Consider the following 18,808-nt stretch of genomic DNA (forward strand, 5'->3'; position numbering starts at 1 on the left):
CAAGCGCGCCGGCGCAAATTGAGCCGGCGCGACAATCGCCGCGCCGGGTACGCGCTTACTGGCGGCCGAGCTTCGCGAGCAGCGCCTCGGCCGCGGGCGCCGACGACGCGGGGTTCTGCCCGGTGATCAGCAGCCCGTCGGTGACGACGTGCGGCGCCCAGTCGGCGCTGCGCTCGAACTGCGCGCCGTTGGTCTTCAGCATGTCCTCGACGAGGAACGGCACCACTTCCGTCAGCTCGACGGCCGCTTCCTCGCTGTTGGTGAAGCCGGTCACGCGCTTGCCGCGCACGACCGACTCGCCGGTGGCCGGGTCCTTCACGTGGCGCAACACGCCCGGCGCGTGGCAGACGGCCGCGACCGGTTTGCCGGCCGACAGGGCGCGCTCGATCAGGCCGATCGAATGCAGATCCTCGGCGAGATCCCACAGCGGGCCGTGGCCGCCCGGGTAGAACACCGCGTCGTAGTCGTCGACCGACACGTCGGTCAGCTTGCGCGTGGCCGCCAGTTCGGCCTTGGCGGCGGGATCGGCGTCGAAGCGGCGCGTCGCGTCCGTCTGCGCGGACGGATCGCTGCTCTTCGGGTCGAGCGGCGGCTGGCCGCCCTTCGGCGACGCGAGCGTCAGATCGACGCCCGCATCCTTGAACGCGTAGTACGGCGCGGCCAGCTCCTCGAGCCAGAAGCCGGTTTTCTTGCCGGTGTCGCCGAGCGTGTCGTGCGAGGTCAGGACAACCAGAATCTTCATGATCGGATACTCCTTCGAATCGGGTGGATCGGGCCGCGTCGCGGCGGCGGTCGATGTCGCGCATGGCGCGTGCCGCTTGTCGCTGCCGGCGACGACTTGGCGCCTGCCGGTTAGGCCGTCGCCGCGCGGCAACGTGCCCGTCCACGCAGAATATGTTTGCCTGGCTATTAGACCAGTCGTCTAGTTGAAAGGCATAAAAAAGACGGAAGTTCCGCCCAGATCGACAGGACTTCGGCGCACAGGCCTGTATGGCGGCTGTCTCGTTGCACTGTCGAGACGGGATGATAGTCGCGAATTAGACCGGTCGTCTAGTCGCGTCGACTACACCCTGTCGATGTCATGGCTTTTGTGGAGCGGGCGAACTCCACCGGGCCGACGACCGGCGGCTCGCCCTCGCCTCGCACCGCCGCGTCGCCGCACCGCTCAGCCTGGCGGCGGCCCGTCGGTGTCGCCGATCTCGAGCACCGGGTGCTCCAGCCGCTGCCCGTGCACGCCATCGGCAAGCAGCCCGAGCATCAACTCGGCAAGCGCACGCCCGGTCGTATGGCCGGTCGGCTGCACCACCGCGGTCACGCGATGCGGAAGCGCGACATCGGGCGGCACGCCGTCGTAGACGATCAACGACATGTCGTGACCGAGGCGCAGGCCGCGTTCGACCAGCGCGCGAAACGCACCGCAGCCGGCGATGTTGTTGTCGACGAGCAGCGCCGTCGGCGGTTCGGATACGGCGAGAAGCGCCTCGACGCCTTCGCGTCCGCCGTCGCGCGTAAACGCGCATTCGATTTGCCATACCGGATCAGGCTCGATGCCCGCCTCGCGCAGCGCCGCGAGATAACCGGCACGGCGCTGCATCGCGAAATTGAGCGCCAGCGGCGCGCTGATCATCGCGATGCGGCGATGACCGAGGCCGATGAGCCGCCGCACGGCGTCGCGCGCGCCCGCCTCGTTGTCGAAATCGAACCACGCATAGGGCTCGCTGGCGCGGGTGCGGCCGTACGCGACGTACGGAAACGCGCTCGATCGCAGGTAGGCGAGCCGCGGATCGTCGACCAGTGTGCGCGCAACGATCAAGCCGTCGACCAGTTTGCCTTCGACCAGCCGCCGATAGGTGTCCAGTTCCGCGTTCGGCCGCGCGGCCGCGATGATGAAATCGAGATTGCGTTCCGCGAGCCGCTCGGTCACGCCCGCCACCACTTCGCCGAAACGCGGGTCGCCCAGATCGCCCGCGCCGAACGGATAAACGATGCCGATGGTGTCGGCCCGCCCCGTCGCGAGCCGGCGTGCGGTCGGGTCGGCCACATAGCCGAGTTCGCGCGCAGCCCTCATCACACGCTCGCGGGTCGCCTCGCTCACGTCGTCATAGCCGTTCAGCGCACGGCTCACCGTCGTGCGCGACAGCCCGAGCGCATCCGACAGCGCCTTCAGATTCACCTTCACGTTGCTCCTCGCTCGAGTCGCGCCCCACCATCAGCGCGGCAATTATTTCCGGACAGCAATTAATACCGTCAAAAAATTATCTTTTGACGACCAAACCGGTTTGAAATAGTATCCAAACCGGTTTGGACATCGATGCCGCCGTCATTCGTTCACCTTTACCGTCAACGGGACAACTCACCGCCATGACACGCTTTCCCTTTTGCCGCGCGACCGCGGCCAAACGTTTGCTGTTCGCCGGCGCCGCACTGGCCGCCTTCGCGGGCGCTGCGCAAGCGCAGACCGCCGGCGCACCCGCGCCCACGCCTCACACGCAGCAGGCGCATGACCCCGAGAGCAACTTCACGATGCGCTGGACCCGTGCGGACATCCGTCAGATCGTCGCACAGTCGCACACGTCCGGCGCCGACCGGAACTCGCTGCCGCAGGCGTTGACGATGCCCGCCATCCCGCAGGATTTCCCGCTGATCAACTCGGACGTCTGGGTGTGGGACACCTGGCCGCTGGCGGACCTGCGCGCGAACCAGCTCAGCTACAAGGGCTGGGAAGTCATCTTCTCGCTGACCGCCGACCCGCACGCCGGCTATACCTTCGACGACCGCCACGTGCATGCGCGCATCGGCTTCTTCTATCGCCGCGCGGGCGTGCCGGCAGCGCTGCGGCCGGCGAACGGCGGCTGGATCTGGGGCGGGCATCTGTTCCCGGACGGGGCGAGCGTGAAGGTGTTCGGCACGTCGCCGATGACCAACAACGCCGAATGGTCGGGCTCCGCGCGCCTCACGCATGGCGACAACGTCAGCCTGTACTACACCGCGACGTCGTTCAACCGCTCGGCACCGGGCGGCGCCGACATCACGCCGCCGCAGGCGATCATCACGCGTGCCGACGGCCATATCCATGCCGACGACAAGCATGTGTGGTTCACCGGCTTCGACGACCACAAGGCGCTGCTGCAGCCCGACGGCAACTACTACCAGACCGGCCAGCAGAACACCTACTTCTCGTTCCGCGACCCGTTCGTGTTCACCGATCCCGCACACCCCGGCAAGACCTACATGGTGTTCGAAGGCAATACCGGCGGCCCCCGCGGCGCACGCACCTGCACGGAAGCCGATCTCGGCTACGCGCCGAACGATCCGTACCGTGAGGACCTCAACGCCGTGATGAACGCGGGCGCAGTGTATCAAAAGGCCAACGTCGGTCTTGCGGTGGCCACCGACCCGCAACTCACCGAGTGGAAGTTCCTGCCGCCGATCCTGTCGGCGAACTGCGTCGACGACCAGACGGAGCGCCCGCAGATCTATCTGAAGGACGGCAAGTACTACCTGTTCACGATCAGCCACCGCACCACGATGGCCGCGGGCGTCGACGGCCCCGACGGCGTCTACGGCTTCGTCGGCAACGGCATCCGCAGCGACTTCCAGCCGCTGAACGGCGGCAGCGGCCTCGTGCTCGGCAACCCGACCGACTTCTCCGCACCGGCCGGCGCCCCGTATGCGCAGGACCCGAATCAGAATCCGCGCGAATTCCAGTCGTATTCGCACTACGTGATGCCGGGCGGGCTCGTCGAGTCGTTCATCGACGCGATCGGCCCGCGCCGCGGCGGCACGCTCGCGCCGACCGTGAAGGTGAACATCAACGGCACGTCGACGGCGGTCGACCGCAGCTACGGCCGCGGCGGCCTCGGCGGATACGGCGAGATTCCGTCGAATCTGCCGGCGACGGGCGCCGGCCACAACGACGGCGGCCCCGGCACGCGGCCGTAACGGGCTCAGGCGGCACACGCCGCCTGCTGCGGAGGCGCACGTCGCGCGTGTCGCGCGTGCGCCTCGCCTTCCGTTCCCCATCACGCGCATGCAGCCGGCGCCGGCAGCGTGCGCGCTTCTCTCCCGCCCCGCACGACGACGCCCGGCCTCTCGCATGACATCGACTTTCCCCTGCTTTTTCCTCCGGCTCGCCGGACTCCTGCTCGCCTGCTCGGCCGGCGTACAGGCGGCGAGCGCCGCCTGCACCGCAACGCCCGCCGACGGCACGCCGCAATGGCGGCCCGCGTTCCATTACACGCCGCAACGCAACTGGATGAACGACCCCAACGGCCTCGTCTACGAGAACGGCCGCTATCACCTGTTCTACCAGTACAACCCGCTGGGCGCCGACTGGGGCAACATGTCGTGGGGCCATGCGACCAGCACCGACCTCGTCCACTGGCACGAGCAGCCGGTGGCCATGCACGCGAACGCGACCGAGGAAATCTTCTCCGGCTCGATCGTCGCGGACCCGCACAACACTTCCGGCCTCGGCACGCCGGGCGATACGCCGCTGATCGCGGTGTACACGAGCGTCTACAAGGAAGGTTCGGGGCACCCGCCGGGCACCCAGGCGCAGTCGATCGCGTACAGCCTCGACCACGGCGCAAGCTGGCAACCGTACGCGCACAATCCGGTACTGACGCTCGATCCGGAATCGAAGGCGTTCCGCGACCCGAAGGTCTCGTGGTACGCGCCGGGGCGCTACTGGCTGATGACGACGGTGGTCGCGGACGCGCAGGTGGTCAAGCTCTACCGTTCCGACGACCTGATCCATTGGTCGTTCCTCAGCGACTTCACGTTGCCGGGCGTGCCGCATACCGGCGCACTGTGGGAGATGCCCGATCTCGTGCCGCTACCCGTCGATGACGATCCGCGGCACATCAAGTGGGTGATGATCGTCAACGTCAATCCGTGGTCGATTGCCGGCGGCTCCGGCGCGATGTACTTCGTCGGCGAGTTCGACGGCCGCACGTTCGTTCCCGACCGTGTCGCGCCGGCCGGCTCCGACCCTGCGCAATTCCGCTGGGTCGATCACGGCGCCGACTTCTACGCGGCCGGGACGTTTTCCGGTGCGCCGGGCCGCCGCCCGCTCGCGATCGCGTGGATGAGCAACTGGGACTACGCGGCGAAATCGCCGACCGCGCCGTGGCGCGGCGCGATGACGTTGCCGCGCGAACTCGCACTCAAGGCGATCGATGGGGAGCCGACGCTCGTCGTCACGCCGGCCGCTGCATTCACCGCATGGGCCGACCGGCGCCCCGCGGTGCACGTGGGCACGCTGGAAGTCGATTCGGCCGCGCGTGCATTGCCGCCGGCCACCCGCGGCGTCGCACAACGCATCGATGTGACGATCGCACCTGGGCAGGCGGCCCGCGCAGGCGTCGTCGTGCGGGCGTCGGCGGACGGCGCGATCGGCACGCGCATTGTGTACGACACCGCCGCGCGCACGCTGACGCTCGACCGCTCACGCTCCGGCACACCGGACTTCGCCGCCACTTTCAGCCGCCAGCACATCGTCGCCTTGCCGCTCGAGAACGGCTTGCTGCGACTCGACATCATCGTCGACCGCGGGTCCGTCGAAGTGTTTGCCAACGGCGGCCGCACGGTGCTGACGGACGTGGTCTTCCCGCCCGCCGACGCGGACCGTGTTTCGGTATTCGCCGAACGGGGCACTGCGACGTTCTCGGGACTGACGGTGACGCCGCTCGGCGCGCGCGACCGGGCCGGCGAAGGCGACTGCGTGGCTTCTGCGCGCTAGCGACACGAACGCCCGGCCGGCACAGCGGCACGCATGCCGCTGCGCCGGCCACGCGCTCAGAGCAAGCCCATCCCGCCCGACGCGATGATCTCCGCGCCCACGATGAACGCCGATTCGGGCGCGCTCAGATGCAGCACGGTCGAAGCGATTTCGTCAGGCGTGCCGAACCGGCCGAGGGGCACGAGCCCCTTGATCTTGTCGGCGGTCTCGTCGAGCGTCGCCGCGTCGAGCCCGAGCTTGCCGTACAGCGGCGTCTGGACCGGCCCCGGGCTCACCACGTTCACGCGCACGCCGTTCGGCAGCAACTCCGTCGACAGCGTCTTCGCCAACGAATTGACCGCAGCCTTGCTCGCCGCATACACCGACGAGCCCGGCATGCCGATATGCGCGTTGATCGAGCCGTTGATCACGATCGACGCGCCGCGATTCAACAGCGGGACGAGCGCCTGGATCTGGAAGTACGCGCCCTTCACGTTGGTGCCGAACACGAGGTCCCACAGCGCCTCGTCGGTGTCCGCGAACGGCGCGAGTTTGGCGACGCCCGCGTTGACGAATACCGCATCGAGCCGCACGCCGGCCGCGCCGAGCGCGTCGGCCAGCGCGCGCGCCGACGCGACGCTGCCGACTTCGTTGCGGATCGCGAGCGCGCCGTGCCCGAGCGTCGCGCGGGCCGCTTCGAGCGTGTGCTCGTCGCGGCCGGTGATGACGACGCGCGCGCCTTCGGCCGCGAATGCCCGTGCGGCCGCCAGGCCGATGCCGCTGTTGCCGCCCGTGACGAGTACCGTCTTTCCTTCGAAACGTTGCATGATGTTCTCCTGTGAACCGGTGAGTTGACCGTGAACACAGGATGCGCGCGTCGCCCGGCCGTGCCGTACGAGCGGCACGACGAACACGTTCGAAAACGTCGAACGAGTCGATGGAGCCGCGCTTTGCGCCGCGCGCCGCGCCCTCACCCGGTCACGTCGATTCCGTCGAGCAACCGCTGCGCGAGCCGCGGCTCGCGCAGCCGTTCCAGCCACCATTGCAGCGCGCGGCCGTCGCGGTCGCCGCGCCACGCGACGTACAGCACGTTCGGTTCGCGCGGATCGGCGGTCTCCTTCTCGAGCAGCTCGCCGCGCGCCAGCAGCGTCGCGGCGCGTCGGCGCGGCAGCCAGCCGACGCCGAGCGCGTCGCGCTGCGCGAGGATCTTCGCGCGCATCGACGGCACCGCGAGCAGCGACTGGCCGCCGAGCAGCCCGTACGCGCGGCCGACGGCCCGGCGCGACGAATCGGCGACCACGACCGCGCGATGGGCGCCGATCGCATCGCGGCTGAGCGGCCCGGCCACCGATGCGAGCGGATGGCGCGGCGCGACCGCGAACACCCATTCCATCGCCCCGAGTTCGAACCATTTGAAGCCGGGGATGGCGGGCGGCTCGTTGGTCGCACCGATGACCAGATCGGCGCGGCCGTCGCGCAGCGCCTCCCACGTGCCGCCGAGCACCTCGTGCGTGAAGCGCAGCGACACGCCCGACTCGAGCGCATCGAACGCGCGTACGACCGGCAGCAGCGTATCGAACTCGAGCACCTCGTCGCTGACGATCCACAGCCGGTCCTCCCAGCCGCTCGCGACCTGCCGCACGCGCTGCGTGAGCCGCGCGACGTCGAGCGCGAGGCGCGCCGCCTCGTCGGTCAGCAGCTGACCGGCCGGCGTGAGCTGCAGCCGGTAGCCGCGCCGGTCGAACAACAGCGCGTCGAAGCGGGTTTCGAGCTGCCGCGCCGCGTGCGAGATCGTCGACGGCGCCTTGCCGAGCCGCGCGGCGGCGCGCGACAGGCTACCGGTCGCCCGGATCGCATCGAGCAACGCGAGTTCGTCTTCGGACAGCATGAGGGCACTCCGGTCGCGGTAATGGAGTCGATCCTAAGGCAGCGGGGAGCGGCGGTCCAATCGGATCCACGCAGGAATCCACCGGCGGGATCCACCGCAGGGCGGCCGCCGCCTCCCCGCGCCGCAATGGCTCGTCCGCCCACCGACCCATCCGCGATCCGCTCACGCCGCTCTGCCGCCGCTGTTCCGGTATGCTGACCGACACCCCATTCCGCTACGTCGAGGTAACCACTGCAATGGACATCGCGATCCGCATCGAAGGCCGGCACGACCTGACCGGGCAAATCTTCCGGCAATTGCGCACCGCGATCGTCGACGGGCGGCTGGAAGGCGGCGCGCGGCTGCCGTCCACCCGCGATCTCGCGAAGCAGCTCGGCGTATCGCGCAAGACGACGCTCGACGCGTTCGAGCGCCTCGTCGCCGAGGGTTATCTGACCGCGCGCGCGGGCGACGGCACGTTCGTCGCCGACGGCCTCGCGCGCGTGCCGCATGCGGCCGCGGCGGCCGCGTCGCTGGTCGACGGCACGCCGCCGCCCGCCGCCGTCAGCGCACTAGCGCTGTGGGACGAACTGCCCGACACGCTCGCCATGCCGGCGCCGCAGGACTCGCCCGCGTTCGACTTCCGCGGCGGCGTGACCGACAAGGCGCTGTTCCCGTTCGACGCGTGGCGGCGCTGCCTGCATCACGCGTTGCGCCAGCAGGCGCGCGGCCCCGGCCAGTACCACGACCCGGCCGGCGACGCGCAGCTGCGCGGCGCGATCGCCCGCTACGTCGGGTTCAGCCGCGCGGTCGCGTGCGGCTGGGACGACGTGCTGGTCACCCAGGGCGCCCAACAGGCGCTCGACCTCGTCGCGCGCGTGATGCTGCGGCCCGGCGACGTGGTCGCCGTCGAGAATCCCGGCTATCCGCCCGCGCGCGCGGCGTTCGCGTCACTCGGCGCCACGGTGGCGGGCGTGCCGGTCGACGCGCACGGCCTCGTGATCGAGCAACTACCCGACGACGCACGGCTCGTCTACGTGACGCCGTCGCACCAGTTCCCGCTCGGGATGCCGATGACGCTCGAGCGGCGCATCGCGCTGCTCGAATGGGCGCAGCGCCGCCGCGCGGTGATCGTCGAAGACGACTACGACGGCGAATTCCGCTTCGAGGGCCGGCCGGTGGAATCGTTGAAGAGCCTCGACCGTACCGGCCTCGTCGTGTACGTCGGCACGTTCTCCAAAACGATCTTTCCCGAACTGCGGATCGGCTATGCGATCGCGCCGCGCGCGCTCCGCGGCGCGCTCGCGAAGGCGCGGCAGATCGTCGGCTGGCACAGCTGCACGCTGACGCAGGCGGCGCTCGCCCGCTTCATGCTCGAAGGCGATTTCGCGCGGCATCTGCGGCGCGTGCAGAAGCACTACGACGCGCGCCGCAAGATGCTGCTCGCGCATCTGCACGGCGAGCTGGCGCACTGGTTCGACGCGATCGTGCCGACCGCCGGCATCCACGTGGCCGCGCCGCTGAAACCGGGGCTCGACGAAACGGCGCTGATCCGGGCGGCCCGCGCAGAGGGTATCGGGCTGTACGGGATCTCGGGCTTCCATGTCGGCGCGGGCGCACGCGCCGGGCTGCTGTTCGGATACGGCGGAATCGACGCGCTGCGCATCGACACCGCGCTCGCCCGGCTCGCCGTGCTGCTGAAATCCGGGGGTGCCGGTGCGATGCCGGTGGTCACCTGACTTTTCCCGGAATTGGTCATTCAAGCGGGCCAGTGGCACGCTTAAAGTGGGTCCTGTCGCGCCGCCGTGCGCACCAACCGAATGAGGACCCGTGATGCAACCCCGCCTGAACTTCTATACCGCCAACCCGAACGCGATCAAGGTGATGCGCAACGCCGAGGAATTCCTCGCGAAGTGCTCGATCGAAAAGCCGCTCGCCGAGCTGGTCCGCCTGCGCGCGTCGCAGATCAACGGCTGCGCGTTCTGCGTCGACATGCACACGAGCGATGCCCGCAAGGGCGGCGAAACCGATCGCCGCCTCGCGACCGTCGTCACGTGGCGCGAGACGCCGTTCTTCACCGAGCGCGAACGCGCAGCGCTCGAATGGACCGAAGCGTTGACACTCGTCGCCGGCAGCCACGTGCCCGATTCGGTGTGGGAAGCCGTCCGGCCGCACTTCACCGATGAAGAACTGTTCGACCTGTCGATGCTGATCGCCACGATCAATTCGTGGAACCGCTTCGCGATCGCGTTCCGCAAGATGCCCGAGTGAGGAGCCGACGATGACGCAAACGAGCATGACGTTGCGCCGCGCGCTCGTCGGCGCCGCGCTCGCGCTGGGCGTCGCGCTGCCGGCCGCCGCGCAGGCGCACGACGGCGGCGACAACGTGCACGCCATCCTGCAGCAGCCGGTGCCCGAAGCGCCGGGCCGACTCGCGGTGGTCGCGACCGTCGACTACGCGCCCGGTCAGGCATCCGCCGCCCACAAGCATCTCGGCTCGGTGTTCGCGGTCGTGTCGAAAGGCGAAGTGCTGTCGCAGGTGAACGACGGCCCGCTGCGCCGTTATCGCGCCGGCGAAGGCTGGTACGAGCCGCCCGGCTCGCGCCACATGGTGTCGCGCAATGCGAGCGCGACCGAACCGGCGCAGCTCGTCGTGTTCGGGTTGACCGGCGAGCATCAGCCGCTGAAGTCGCCGATCGACCAGTGATCGGGGCGCCACGCAAAGGCACGCGCCGTAAACGAGAAAACCGGCCCGAAGGCCGGTTTCGTACCGCGTGCCGTGAGCGGCGCTCGCGCGCCGCACGACATCAGAAGCGGTGGATCATGCCAACGCCGGCAGCGATCTGGTTCTGCTTCGAACCTGCGCCCACGCCGTCGCCGATCGACGTCGTTGCTGCCTGGATGCCGCCAGTCTTGTTCAGCGTGTTGCCGCTTGCGTGCTGGTAAGCCTCGACTGCGTACAGGCCCGTGCGCTTCGACAGACTGTAGTACTGCGACAGCGTGACCTGGTGGTACTTGGCCGAGCTCGAGATGCCGTTCGACTGCGTTGCCGCCGTGTACGAGTAGCCTGCCGCGAAGTCCCACTGCGGCGCTGCCTTCCAATGCAGCACGGCGCCTGCCGTGTTGAAGATCGCCGTGTTGCGGAACGCCGAACCGACGCCCGGAACGTACTGGACGTTCGTGTACGACACGGACACGTCCCATGCCGGCGTGAACTGGTAGCCGGCGGTCACACCGAGGCGCTGCTGCGTTTGCGCCGTCTGGTAGCCGCTGTTGATCGACGACACGGCCGGCTGGCCGCCGCTCGTGACCGTCGAGTTGTCGCCCCACACGCCGCCGCCGAGCGTCGAGTTGTTGACCTTCTGGAAGCCGACCGCGATGCCTGCCGGGCCGTTCAGGTACTGGATCGCCGCGCTCCAGGTCGAGCCGCGGTTGAAGCTGCCTGCGACGCCGCCGAGCGAGTACGAACCGCCGACCGTGAAGCCGTAGAACTTCGGCGACATGTAGACGAGCGAGTTGTTCGCGCGGTAGCTGGTGTCGAGCGAGTCGATATCGCCCGGGTGCGCGCCGTAGTAACCGGTCAGCCAGGTCGTCGGGCTATACGGCGACAGCAGCGTGTAGTACGCGGTGTACTGACGGCCGGCCGTCAGCGTACCGTACGTCTGGTTGGTCAGGCCAACCCACGCCTGACGCGTGAAGATGCCGTTCGCCCATTGCGACGAGCCGTTGTTCGCGTTGAACCCGGCTTCCAGTTGGAAAATCGCCTTCGTGCCGCCGCCGAGGTCTTCGCTGCCCTTCAGGCCGAAGCGGCTGCCCGCCCAGATGCCGGTGGCCATCTGCACCTTCGAGTGGCCGCCCGAGGTCGCGCCGGTTCCCGACGAGTTGTTCTGCCAAGCGATGGCGTTGTCGACGATACCGTACAGGGTCACGCTGCTCTGAGCGTGGGCTGCGGTTGCGGCTGCGAGACCCGCTGCCGTCATGGCGAAAGCGACGCGCTTTTTCATTGATTCTCCGTCCTCAAAGAATGATTTCTTTTCTGGTGTGGTTTTATGACTGACACATGTGCGAGTACATGCCGGTGCGATTCTGACGGATTACCAATCGTTTCCCAACACGTGCGGTCGGTCATCGTATGATCGACGCAACGCGGTGGTTCACCAAGCGGTTACCTAACACCTGAAAACGCTTACGCAGCGGGCCTTTCCGGCATTTCCCGGTGAAAACCCTAGCTTTACATTTTTACGGCTGTAACGCGACCGCCCGATGTCGTCAGACGCCTTCGGCACATAGTGCCCGGCCGAGGCGCGGCCCCCTGGCCGAAGACTGATCACACCGCCGCGCAGGATCGCTGACATTCATGACAGCCACATTTCGGAACACGAAATCGTGAAAACGTTTTTGTACGGAGACGGGCGCTGAATGGAAACGGCCCGCGAACGCGGGCCGAAGAATGCCGCCGAGCGACGCTGCTGCCGGCTGCCGCCAGCCGGCTGACGGCCGGCAGCGCGGCTCGGCGCGCGTCAGGACGCGCGTCCCGTCTGCGCGAGCCGCGCGTCGACCGCGCCGACGAGCGCGTTCAGGCGCGCACGAACCGCCGCGTTCGAGCCGACGAGCGCGAGCGACGCCGCCATGATCCGGTAGATGCGCTTGCGCGGCACTTTCGCCGGCCGGGCCGGATCGAGCCACGCGTCGTGGCCGGCGAGGCGTTCGAGCGTCTCGAGGCCGATCATGATCGGCCACAGACACGCCAGCCGCAGCCGCACGAAGCGGCGCGGAATCGCGAGCGTGTACAGGCATGCGTCGCGATACAGGTCGAGCGTCACGCGCAGCAGGTCGACCAGCACGCCGCGCGCACGCGCCGACGCGTGCGGCGCCATCAGTTCGGCGACGCCGACGCCGTGCGCGGCCAGCACGTCGTCCGGCAGATAGCAGCGGCCGATCCGCAGATCCTTCGGGCAGTCGCGCAGGATGTTGGTCATCTGCAATGCCTTGCCGAAGCGGATGCCCTTCTCGCGCATGTCCGCGCAGTCCCAGCCGCGCGCGGCGCGCGTGTGCGCGGCCGTCATGTCGGTCCAGAATTCGCCGACGCAGCCGGCGACCAGGTACGTGTAGCGATCGAGCGCGTCGCGCGTCGGCAGCGACGCGACCTGCCCCGACTGCTCGTCGGGGAACGTGCGCAGGTCGAACTCCATCCCCGACGTGAGCGTCGCGACGACCTTGCGGATCGCCGCGCGATCCGCGTCCGGCTGCGCGCGCAGCAGCGCGAGCATCGGCTCCATCGAGCCGAGCAGCACGTGCTCGTGCGAATCGGCCTGCATCCGCGTCACGTCGTCGAGCGAGCGCGACAGCGCCGCGCCGTCGCCGAGCTGCTCGATCTCGTCGCGCAGGCCATTCAGCAGCGTCGCGCGCCGCTCGGGCGCGACCAGCGCGGTGTCGGCGATGGTGTCGGCCGCGCGCGCGAGCAGATAGGCGAGGCCGACGGGTTCGCGCATGCCGTCGGGCAATACGCGCAGCGTCAGGTAGAAGGAGCGGGAAACGTTTTTCAGCAGATCGCCGAGCAGGTAGGCGGGTTCGGTATGAGTCGTCATGGGTCGGTCAGGGTCGGCCGGCGCGGGCGCCGGCCCGCGATTCGCCGCACCGCCGCGTGCGCGCGAGACGCGGCCCGACGCGGCGATGCAAAAGTCCCGCAAGTTTAGTGCATCCGGCGCGACTGCTGCCGCCGGCGCGGCGACCGAGCGCCGTGCGCGGCCCGCCGCCTCGCCTGCTTTGCCTGCCTCCTGCCTCGCCTGCCTCGCCTGCCTCGCCTGCCCCGCGCTTGCCGCGCCGCGCTCAGATCACGCGGAAGTGGTGCGTGCCGTCGCGCTTCAGTTGCTCGACCAGCCCGTACTCCCAGTCGAGATACGCCTGCATCGCCGCGCTCGCATTGTCGGTGCCCTCGTACGGCCGCCGGTAACGGTCGACGCGCGGCGAAGCCAGATGCGTGTCGCCGTGCTCGAGCGGCAGCCCCGCGTCGATCCACGCGGCCGTGCCGCCCGTCAGCACCGAGATGGGCGCGGACGCCGGCAGCAACGCGCGCGCGTCGTCGGCCGCGAAGCGCGCGAGCAGGCTCGACCCGCACGTGAACACGTAGCGCTGCGCAGACGGGATCGCGCGGAGCGCGTCGCGCAGCTGCGCACGCACGACGAACCACGCGCCGGGGATGTGGCGCTTCACGTAGTTGGCGCTGGTCGTCACGTCGACGATCGCGATCTCGCCGGCGCCCGCTTCGCGCAGCCAGCCGGCGAGCGTCGCCGGCGACACCTCGGCCACCTGCGGCGCGGCCGGCACGGCGCGCGGCGGCTGGCCGCGCTCGGTGAACGCGGCCGGATCGACCGGTTCGAGCACGCGCACGTCCCAGCCCATCTGCGCGAGCCACGACGCGGTCATGTCGGCGCGCACGCCGTCGTCGTCGGCCAGGACGATCCGGGCGCCGCGCACGGCCGCATGATGATCGGTCTCCTGCACGAGCTGGCCGCCCGGCGTGCTCAGGAAGCCCGGCAAGTGGCCGGACTCGTATTCTTCGGGCGTGCGCACGTCGAAGCGGTACAGCGTGCGGCCCGGCTCGTCGAGCGCGGCCAGTTCAGTGAGCGTGATGCGCGGCACGCCGGCGCGCTCGGCCACCGCGCGCGCCGCGCGGCGCGCTGCTTCGCGTTGCGCGGGTTCGACGTCGTCCGGGAAGCGCCGCGCGGCGCCATGCTCGAGCGTCTGTCCCGCGAGCGTCCAGCCGATCGTGCCGTTGCGCAGCGCGGCCACCGGGTTCGGCAGGCCGGCGTTGATCAGCGACTGCGTGCCGATGATGCTGCGCGTGCGCCCCGCGCAGTTCACCACGACCTGAGTCGCCGGGTTCGGCGCGAGCGCGCGCACGCGCAGCACGAGCTCCGCGCCCGGCACACTGGTCGAGGTCGGGATGTTCATCGTCTGGTATTCGTCGTAGCGGCGCGCATCGACGATCACGACGTCGGCCTGCGCGTCGATCAGCGCCTGCACTTCCTCGGCGGACAGCGACGGCGTGTGGCGCTCGGCTTCGACCCATTCGCCGAACGCCTTGCTCGGCACGTTGACGTCGATGAACAGCTCGCCGCCGGCCGCGCGCCAGCCCGCGAGGCCGCCGTCGAGCACGCGCACGTCGGTGTAGCCGAGCTGCGCGAGCTTCGCGGCGGCGCGCGGCGCGAGATCCTCGCCGCCGGCTTCGCCGAAGACGACGATCGGCGTGTCGCGGCGCGGAATGCGCGTCCATGCGTCGAGTTCGAGCTTCGACAGCGGCAAGTTGGCGGCCCACAACGGATGGCCCTGTGCGTACGGATCTTCCTCGCGCACGTCGATCAGCGCGAGTTCGTCGCGTGCCAGCAGGCGTGCGCGGACGTCTTCGTACGTCGCGACGGGAAAACGGGAAAGGGAATCGGCGGATTGCGTCACGGTGTCTCGGTCGGATTCGGTTGAAGTCGTTGAAAAGCGAAGCGGGCGTCGGATGGATGCCGGGCGCGCCGGGCGCGGCCCGCCGCGCTGCGGGTCATGCGTTCGAATAGCCGGAGATGAACGGCTTCACGGTGCCGTCGTCCAGGAACACGGCGCGCTCGACCTTGCCGATGTTCGCGCCATAGACGTGGATGCTGATCGACACCTGATCGGCGTACGCATTGGTCACGCGATGGATGTCGCCGATGCGCGGCGACACGGCCTCGACCTCGCCCGGCTGCAGCCGCACTGCGTCGCCCGACGGCACCGGCTTGCCGGTCGGGTCGAGCCGGTACGGCTGCGAAAACTCGCCGCCGCGCAGCATGCCGATCAGCCCCCACACCGTGTGGTTGTGGATCGGCGTGGCCTGGCCGGGGCCCCACACGAAGCTGACGACGGAAAACCGTTCGTCGGGGTCGAGATGCAGCAGGTACTGCCGGTAGCGCTCGGGATCGGGTTGCGCGAACGCGTCGGGCAGCCAGTCGTCGCGCGCGACCAGCGCGGCGAGCAGCGCGCCGCCGTCGTCCAGGATGCGCGCCTCGTTCGCGCCGGACGCGAGCAAGGCGCCCAAGCCTTCGACGAACGGGCGCAGCGGCGTGTGCTGCAACGAAAGCGTACTCATCGGGGTCTCCTCGAATAAAAATGCCCGGCTTGATCGATCGTCATGATGCACCTGGTCGTGCATGCAGAACAAACGTGAAAATCAGCGATATCGATGCTTTGTGGTGGTCGTGCGTTGCCGAACGCCGAACTCGGCCGAGCCGCGCCGCAGCGGGCCTCGGAATCACGCAGCCAGTGATCGCGCAACGCGTGCGAAGTCCCGCGCAAGTCTGCGGCGCCTTCGCCCTGCGCGCCGATGTGGCCGATCGAGCCCGTTCGGCGACGCACGCACGGCGCGGTCCGGCCTGCGCGGTATGCCCCATCGCCGTCCTTACGCATCGCTTCGATCGAATGCCCGCGCAGCGTGCGGCGCGCTGCGCGAACTCGCGGCGTCGCTCGGCGCGTTGCGCGCCGCCGCCGCCGCTGCCGCATCGAGCGCCGCGCGGCCGGCCGCCATCGCGATCGCATCGTCCTGCGGCGTATGCACGCGCCCGCACAGCACGTCGCGATAGTGACGTTCGAGCGGATTGTGGCGGCTCAACCCGTGGTTGCCGGACAGCTTCAACGCATGCTCGACGACGCGGATCGCCTGCTCCGTCACGGTTCGCTTGACGAGGCCGCTCGTCGTCACCGTCGGCGCGTCGCCCGCATCGGTGCGCGCGATGTGCTCGTCGAGCAGCACGCGGTTCGCGTGCAGCCAGCCTTCGATCTCGCCGATGGCCTCCTGCACGCGCGGCAGCGTCGCGAGCGGCGCGCCGAGACCGCTCGGCGCGCGGGTCGTCGCGAACCCGAGCAGCCAGTCGCGCGACGCGCGCGCGACCGCATCGTAGAGACTGCCGAGCAGCGCGACCATCCATGCCTGCTGGTCGGTCTGCGCGTCGATGTCCGCGTGGCTCGCGGCCGACACGGCCCACGCGCCGGGCGCGCGCACGTCGACCGCATGATCGGCGGGCAGCCACACGTCGTCGAACACGACCTCGTGGCTGCCCGACGCGCGCAGGCCCAGATGATCCCAGCTTTCGATCACGCGAATCCGCGCGTCGTCGTGCCCGTCGCCGTCGCGCCGCACCAGGAACACGCCGACGCGCGGCTCTGGCTCGTCGGTGCGCGCCCAGACGGCCAGCCAGCGCAGCGCCGGAATCCCGGTGCTGTACAGCTTGTGGCCGGACAGCCGCCAGCCGTCGCCGTCGCGGCGCGCGATCGTCTCCGGCAGCCCGCCGCGCGACGGCGAGCCGAGCGCCGGCTCGACCCGCAACGCGTTGATCAGCGCACCTTCGTCGACGGCGCTGTCGAACACCGCGCGCCGCACGCGCGCAGGCCAGCGGCTGTCCGCACGGCCGAGCGCGCGATGCTGCAGATACGTCATCGTCAGCACCAGCGCGGTCGCCGGGTCGGCGCGCGCGATCGCGGCGACGATGCGGCTCGCCTGCGCGAGCGTCGCGCCCGCGCCGCCATGCTCGCGCGGCACGACCTGCGCGATCAGCCCGGCGCGATGCAGCCGCGCGAAGTTCTCGTGCGGGAAACGGCCGTCGACGTCGTTGCGCGCGGCGTCGGCGGCGAGTTCGGGCGCGAGCCGCTCGAGCAACGCGGCGACGCGTGCATCGTCGGCGGGCAGATGACGCAGTGACGATTGCGCCGGAAGCGGCGCGGAAGCGGCAAGGCTGGCGGACATCGGTACGGTTTCCCTTCGGTGACGGGTAGCGGGGCAGCGTTGGATCGACGCGCGAGCGCCGTGCCCGCGCCGACGGCCGTCTGCGCGCCGACTTCGCCGCTCGGCATGCGTGCGCGCCGACCGTTTGCGCCCGTGCGGCAGCAAGCCCGCACAGGCGCCGGCAGACGCCCTGTCGATCCATTCGGAGCGCACAGCGTATGCGCAGCATGGTGCCCGCCCAAACCATGCAAATCTGATATTGAAATCGGCAATCGTTATTTCCGTTGCGCCTGATCCGGACGGTAATCTGCGCTGCATTCCTGCCCCGCCGGCCGCAGCTGGCACGGCGGGCCTTCCTTGCATCGGAGACCGAGATGAGCGTTGAATTCATCGGCATGATCCAGAGCCAGAAGCAGTCGGAAATTCATCCGGCCACTGGCCCGGCCGTCGACCCCGACTACGTGCGCGACTTCGCGCGCGCCCATGAAACGGCCGGCTTCGACCGAATTCTCGTCCCGCATCACTCGACCAGCCCGTCCGCGACGCTGACGATCGCGTTCGCCGCCGCCGCGACCGAGCGCATTCACTTCATGCTCGCGCATCGTCCCGGCTTCATCGCGCCGACGCTCGCCGCGCGGGAGATCGCGACGCTCGACCAGTTCAGCCGCGGCCGCCTCGCCGTGCACTTCATCTCGGGCGGCTCCGACAGCGAGCAGCAGCGCGACGGCGATTTCCTCGACCACGACGCACGCTATGCGCGCACCGACGAATATCTCGGCATCCTGCGCCGCATCTGGACCGAGTCGCAGCCGTTCGATCACGACGGCGCGCACTATCGCTTCAGGCAGGGCTACTCGGAAGTGAAGCCGCACCAAAAGCCGCACGTGCCGATCTATTTCGGCGGCGCGTCGGAAGCGGCGCTCGCGGTCGCCGGCAAGCACGCGGACGTCTATGCGCTGTGGGGCGAATCGCTCGACCAGGTGCGCGACCTCACGACCCGCGTGCGCGCCGAAGCCGCGAAACACGGCCGGCAGGTGCGCTTCTCCGTGTCGTTCCGGCCGATCCTCGCGGCCACCGAGGACGAAGCGTGGGCGCGCGCCCACCGGATCCTCGACGAAACGCGCCGGCTGCGCGACGCCGCGGGCCTCGGCACCGGCGACCCGCAGCAGAGCGAAGGCGCGCGGCGTCTGCTCGCGGCGGCCGAGCGCGGCTCGCGCGTCGACAAGCGGCTGTGGACCGAGATCGCGAAACTCACCGGCGCGCGCTCGAATTCGACCGCGCTGGTCGGCACACCCGAGCAGGTCGCCGACGCGTTGCTCGACTACTACGACCTCGGCGTGACGACGTTCCTGATCCGCGGCTTCGATCCGCTCGAGGACGCGCTCGACTACGGCCGCGAACTGATCCCGCGCGTGCGCAGCGGCGTCGCCGCCCGCGACGCCGCGCGCCGCGCCGCCTGACGCACGGAGACCAT

Annotated in this window: 15 protein-coding genes; 6 read left to right on the forward strand and 9 right to left on the reverse strand. The window is 69.7% G+C overall.

Going from position 1 to position 18,808, the window contains the following annotated elements:
* Positions 1-55: 55 nt before the first annotated feature.
* Complete coding sequence (locus MYA_RS21045; RefSeq protein ID WP_041494292.1) at positions 56-742, reverse strand: type 1 glutamine amidotransferase domain-containing protein; 687 nt, start codon at positions 740-742, stop codon at positions 56-58.
* Between the two features lie 423 nt (positions 743-1,165).
* The gene (locus MYA_RS21050) at positions 1,166-2,179 is read right to left on the reverse strand and encodes a LacI family DNA-binding transcriptional regulator (RefSeq protein WP_011882122.1); all 1,014 of its coding nucleotides are present in this window, start codon (positions 2,177-2,179) and stop codon (positions 1,166-1,168) included.
* A 182-nt stretch (positions 2,180-2,361) separates the two neighbouring features.
* Here MYA_RS21050 and MYA_RS21055 point away from each other — a divergent pair, with 182 nt between their 5' ends.
* Positions 2,362-3,942: a glycoside hydrolase family 68 protein gene (locus MYA_RS21055; RefSeq protein ID WP_034193502.1), complete on the forward strand. Its 1,581-nt coding sequence runs from the start codon at positions 2,362-2,364 to the stop codon at positions 3,940-3,942.
* A gap of 154 nt (positions 3,943-4,096) precedes the next feature.
* A complete protein-coding gene (locus MYA_RS21060; RefSeq protein WP_014724962.1) occupies positions 4,097-5,743 on the forward strand; it encodes a glycoside hydrolase family 32 protein in 1,647 nt (548 codons plus the stop codon).
* Positions 5,744-5,799: 56 nt separating this feature from the next.
* Here the strand turns inward: MYA_RS21060 and MYA_RS21065 are convergent, their stop codons facing one another.
* Together MYA_RS21065 and MYA_RS21070 are read right to left on the reverse strand one after the other, a co-directional pair.
* Positions 5,800-6,549: an SDR family oxidoreductase gene (locus MYA_RS21065; protein ID WP_041494144.1), complete on the reverse strand. Its 750-nt coding sequence runs from the start codon at positions 6,547-6,549 to the stop codon at positions 5,800-5,802.
* A 143-nt stretch (positions 6,550-6,692) separates the two neighbouring features.
* Positions 6,693-7,610 carry a LysR family transcriptional regulator gene (locus MYA_RS21070; RefSeq protein ID WP_011882118.1) on the reverse strand — a complete coding sequence of 306 codons (918 nt, stop codon included), beginning with the start codon at positions 7,608-7,610 and terminating at the stop codon, positions 6,693-6,695.
* A gap of 236 nt (positions 7,611-7,846) precedes the next feature.
* On the opposite strand from MYA_RS21070, the gene pdxR reads away from it, so the two are divergent.
* The 3 genes from pdxR to MYA_RS21085 all read left to right on the forward strand — a co-directional run bounded on the left by pdxR (position 7,847) and on the right by MYA_RS21085 (position 10,296).
* Complete coding sequence (gene pdxR / locus MYA_RS21075; protein WP_014724964.1) at positions 7,847-9,328, forward strand: MocR-like pyridoxine biosynthesis transcription factor PdxR; 1,482 nt, start codon at positions 7,847-7,849, stop codon at positions 9,326-9,328.
* 94 nt (positions 9,329-9,422) lie between these two features.
* Positions 9,423-9,860: a carboxymuconolactone decarboxylase family protein gene (locus MYA_RS21080; protein WP_011882116.1), complete on the forward strand. Its 438-nt coding sequence runs from the start codon at positions 9,423-9,425 to the stop codon at positions 9,858-9,860.
* Positions 9,861-9,870: 10 nt separating this feature from the next.
* The gene (locus MYA_RS21085; protein WP_011882115.1) at positions 9,871-10,296 is read left to right on the forward strand and encodes a cupin domain-containing protein; all 426 of its coding nucleotides are present in this window, start codon (positions 9,871-9,873) and stop codon (positions 10,294-10,296) included.
* Between the two features lie 100 nt (positions 10,297-10,396).
* Here MYA_RS21085 and MYA_RS21090 read toward each other — a convergent pair whose 3' ends face one another.
* The 5 genes from MYA_RS21090 to MYA_RS21110 form a co-directional block, all read right to left on the reverse strand.
* On the reverse strand, positions 10,397-11,593 hold the full coding sequence (locus tag MYA_RS21090; RefSeq protein WP_011882114.1) for a porin: 1,197 nt from the start codon (positions 11,591-11,593) through the stop codon (positions 10,397-10,399).
* A gap of 516 nt (positions 11,594-12,109) precedes the next feature.
* Positions 12,110-13,177: a phytoene/squalene synthase family protein gene (locus tag MYA_RS21095; protein WP_011882113.1), complete on the reverse strand. Its 1,068-nt coding sequence runs from the start codon at positions 13,175-13,177 to the stop codon at positions 12,110-12,112.
* 241 nt (positions 13,178-13,418) lie between these two features.
* The gene (locus MYA_RS21100) at positions 13,419-15,044 is read right to left on the reverse strand and encodes a rhodanese-related sulfurtransferase (protein ID WP_014724966.1); all 1,626 of its coding nucleotides are present in this window, start codon (positions 15,042-15,044) and stop codon (positions 13,419-13,421) included.
* Positions 15,045-15,138: 94 nt separating this feature from the next.
* Complete coding sequence (locus tag MYA_RS21105) at positions 15,139-15,705, reverse strand: cysteine dioxygenase (RefSeq protein WP_014724967.1); 567 nt, start codon at positions 15,703-15,705, stop codon at positions 15,139-15,141.
* Positions 15,706-16,014: 309 nt separating this feature from the next.
* The gene (locus MYA_RS21110) at positions 16,015-17,355 is read right to left on the reverse strand and encodes an acyl-CoA dehydrogenase family protein (RefSeq protein WP_014724969.1); all 1,341 of its coding nucleotides are present in this window, start codon (positions 17,353-17,355) and stop codon (positions 16,015-16,017) included.
* Positions 17,356-17,708: 353 nt separating this feature from the next.
* Between MYA_RS21110 and MYA_RS21115 the strand changes: the two genes are divergently transcribed.
* On the forward strand, positions 17,709-18,794 hold the full coding sequence (locus tag MYA_RS21115; RefSeq protein WP_014724970.1) for an LLM class flavin-dependent oxidoreductase: 1,086 nt from the start codon (positions 17,709-17,711) through the stop codon (positions 18,792-18,794).
* Positions 18,795-18,808 lie beyond the last annotated feature (14 nt).

The sequence above is a fragment of the Burkholderia sp. KJ006 genome (genome assembly GCF_000262695.1).
Lineage (GTDB): Bacteria > Pseudomonadota > Gammaproteobacteria > Burkholderiales > Burkholderiaceae > Burkholderia > Burkholderia vietnamiensis.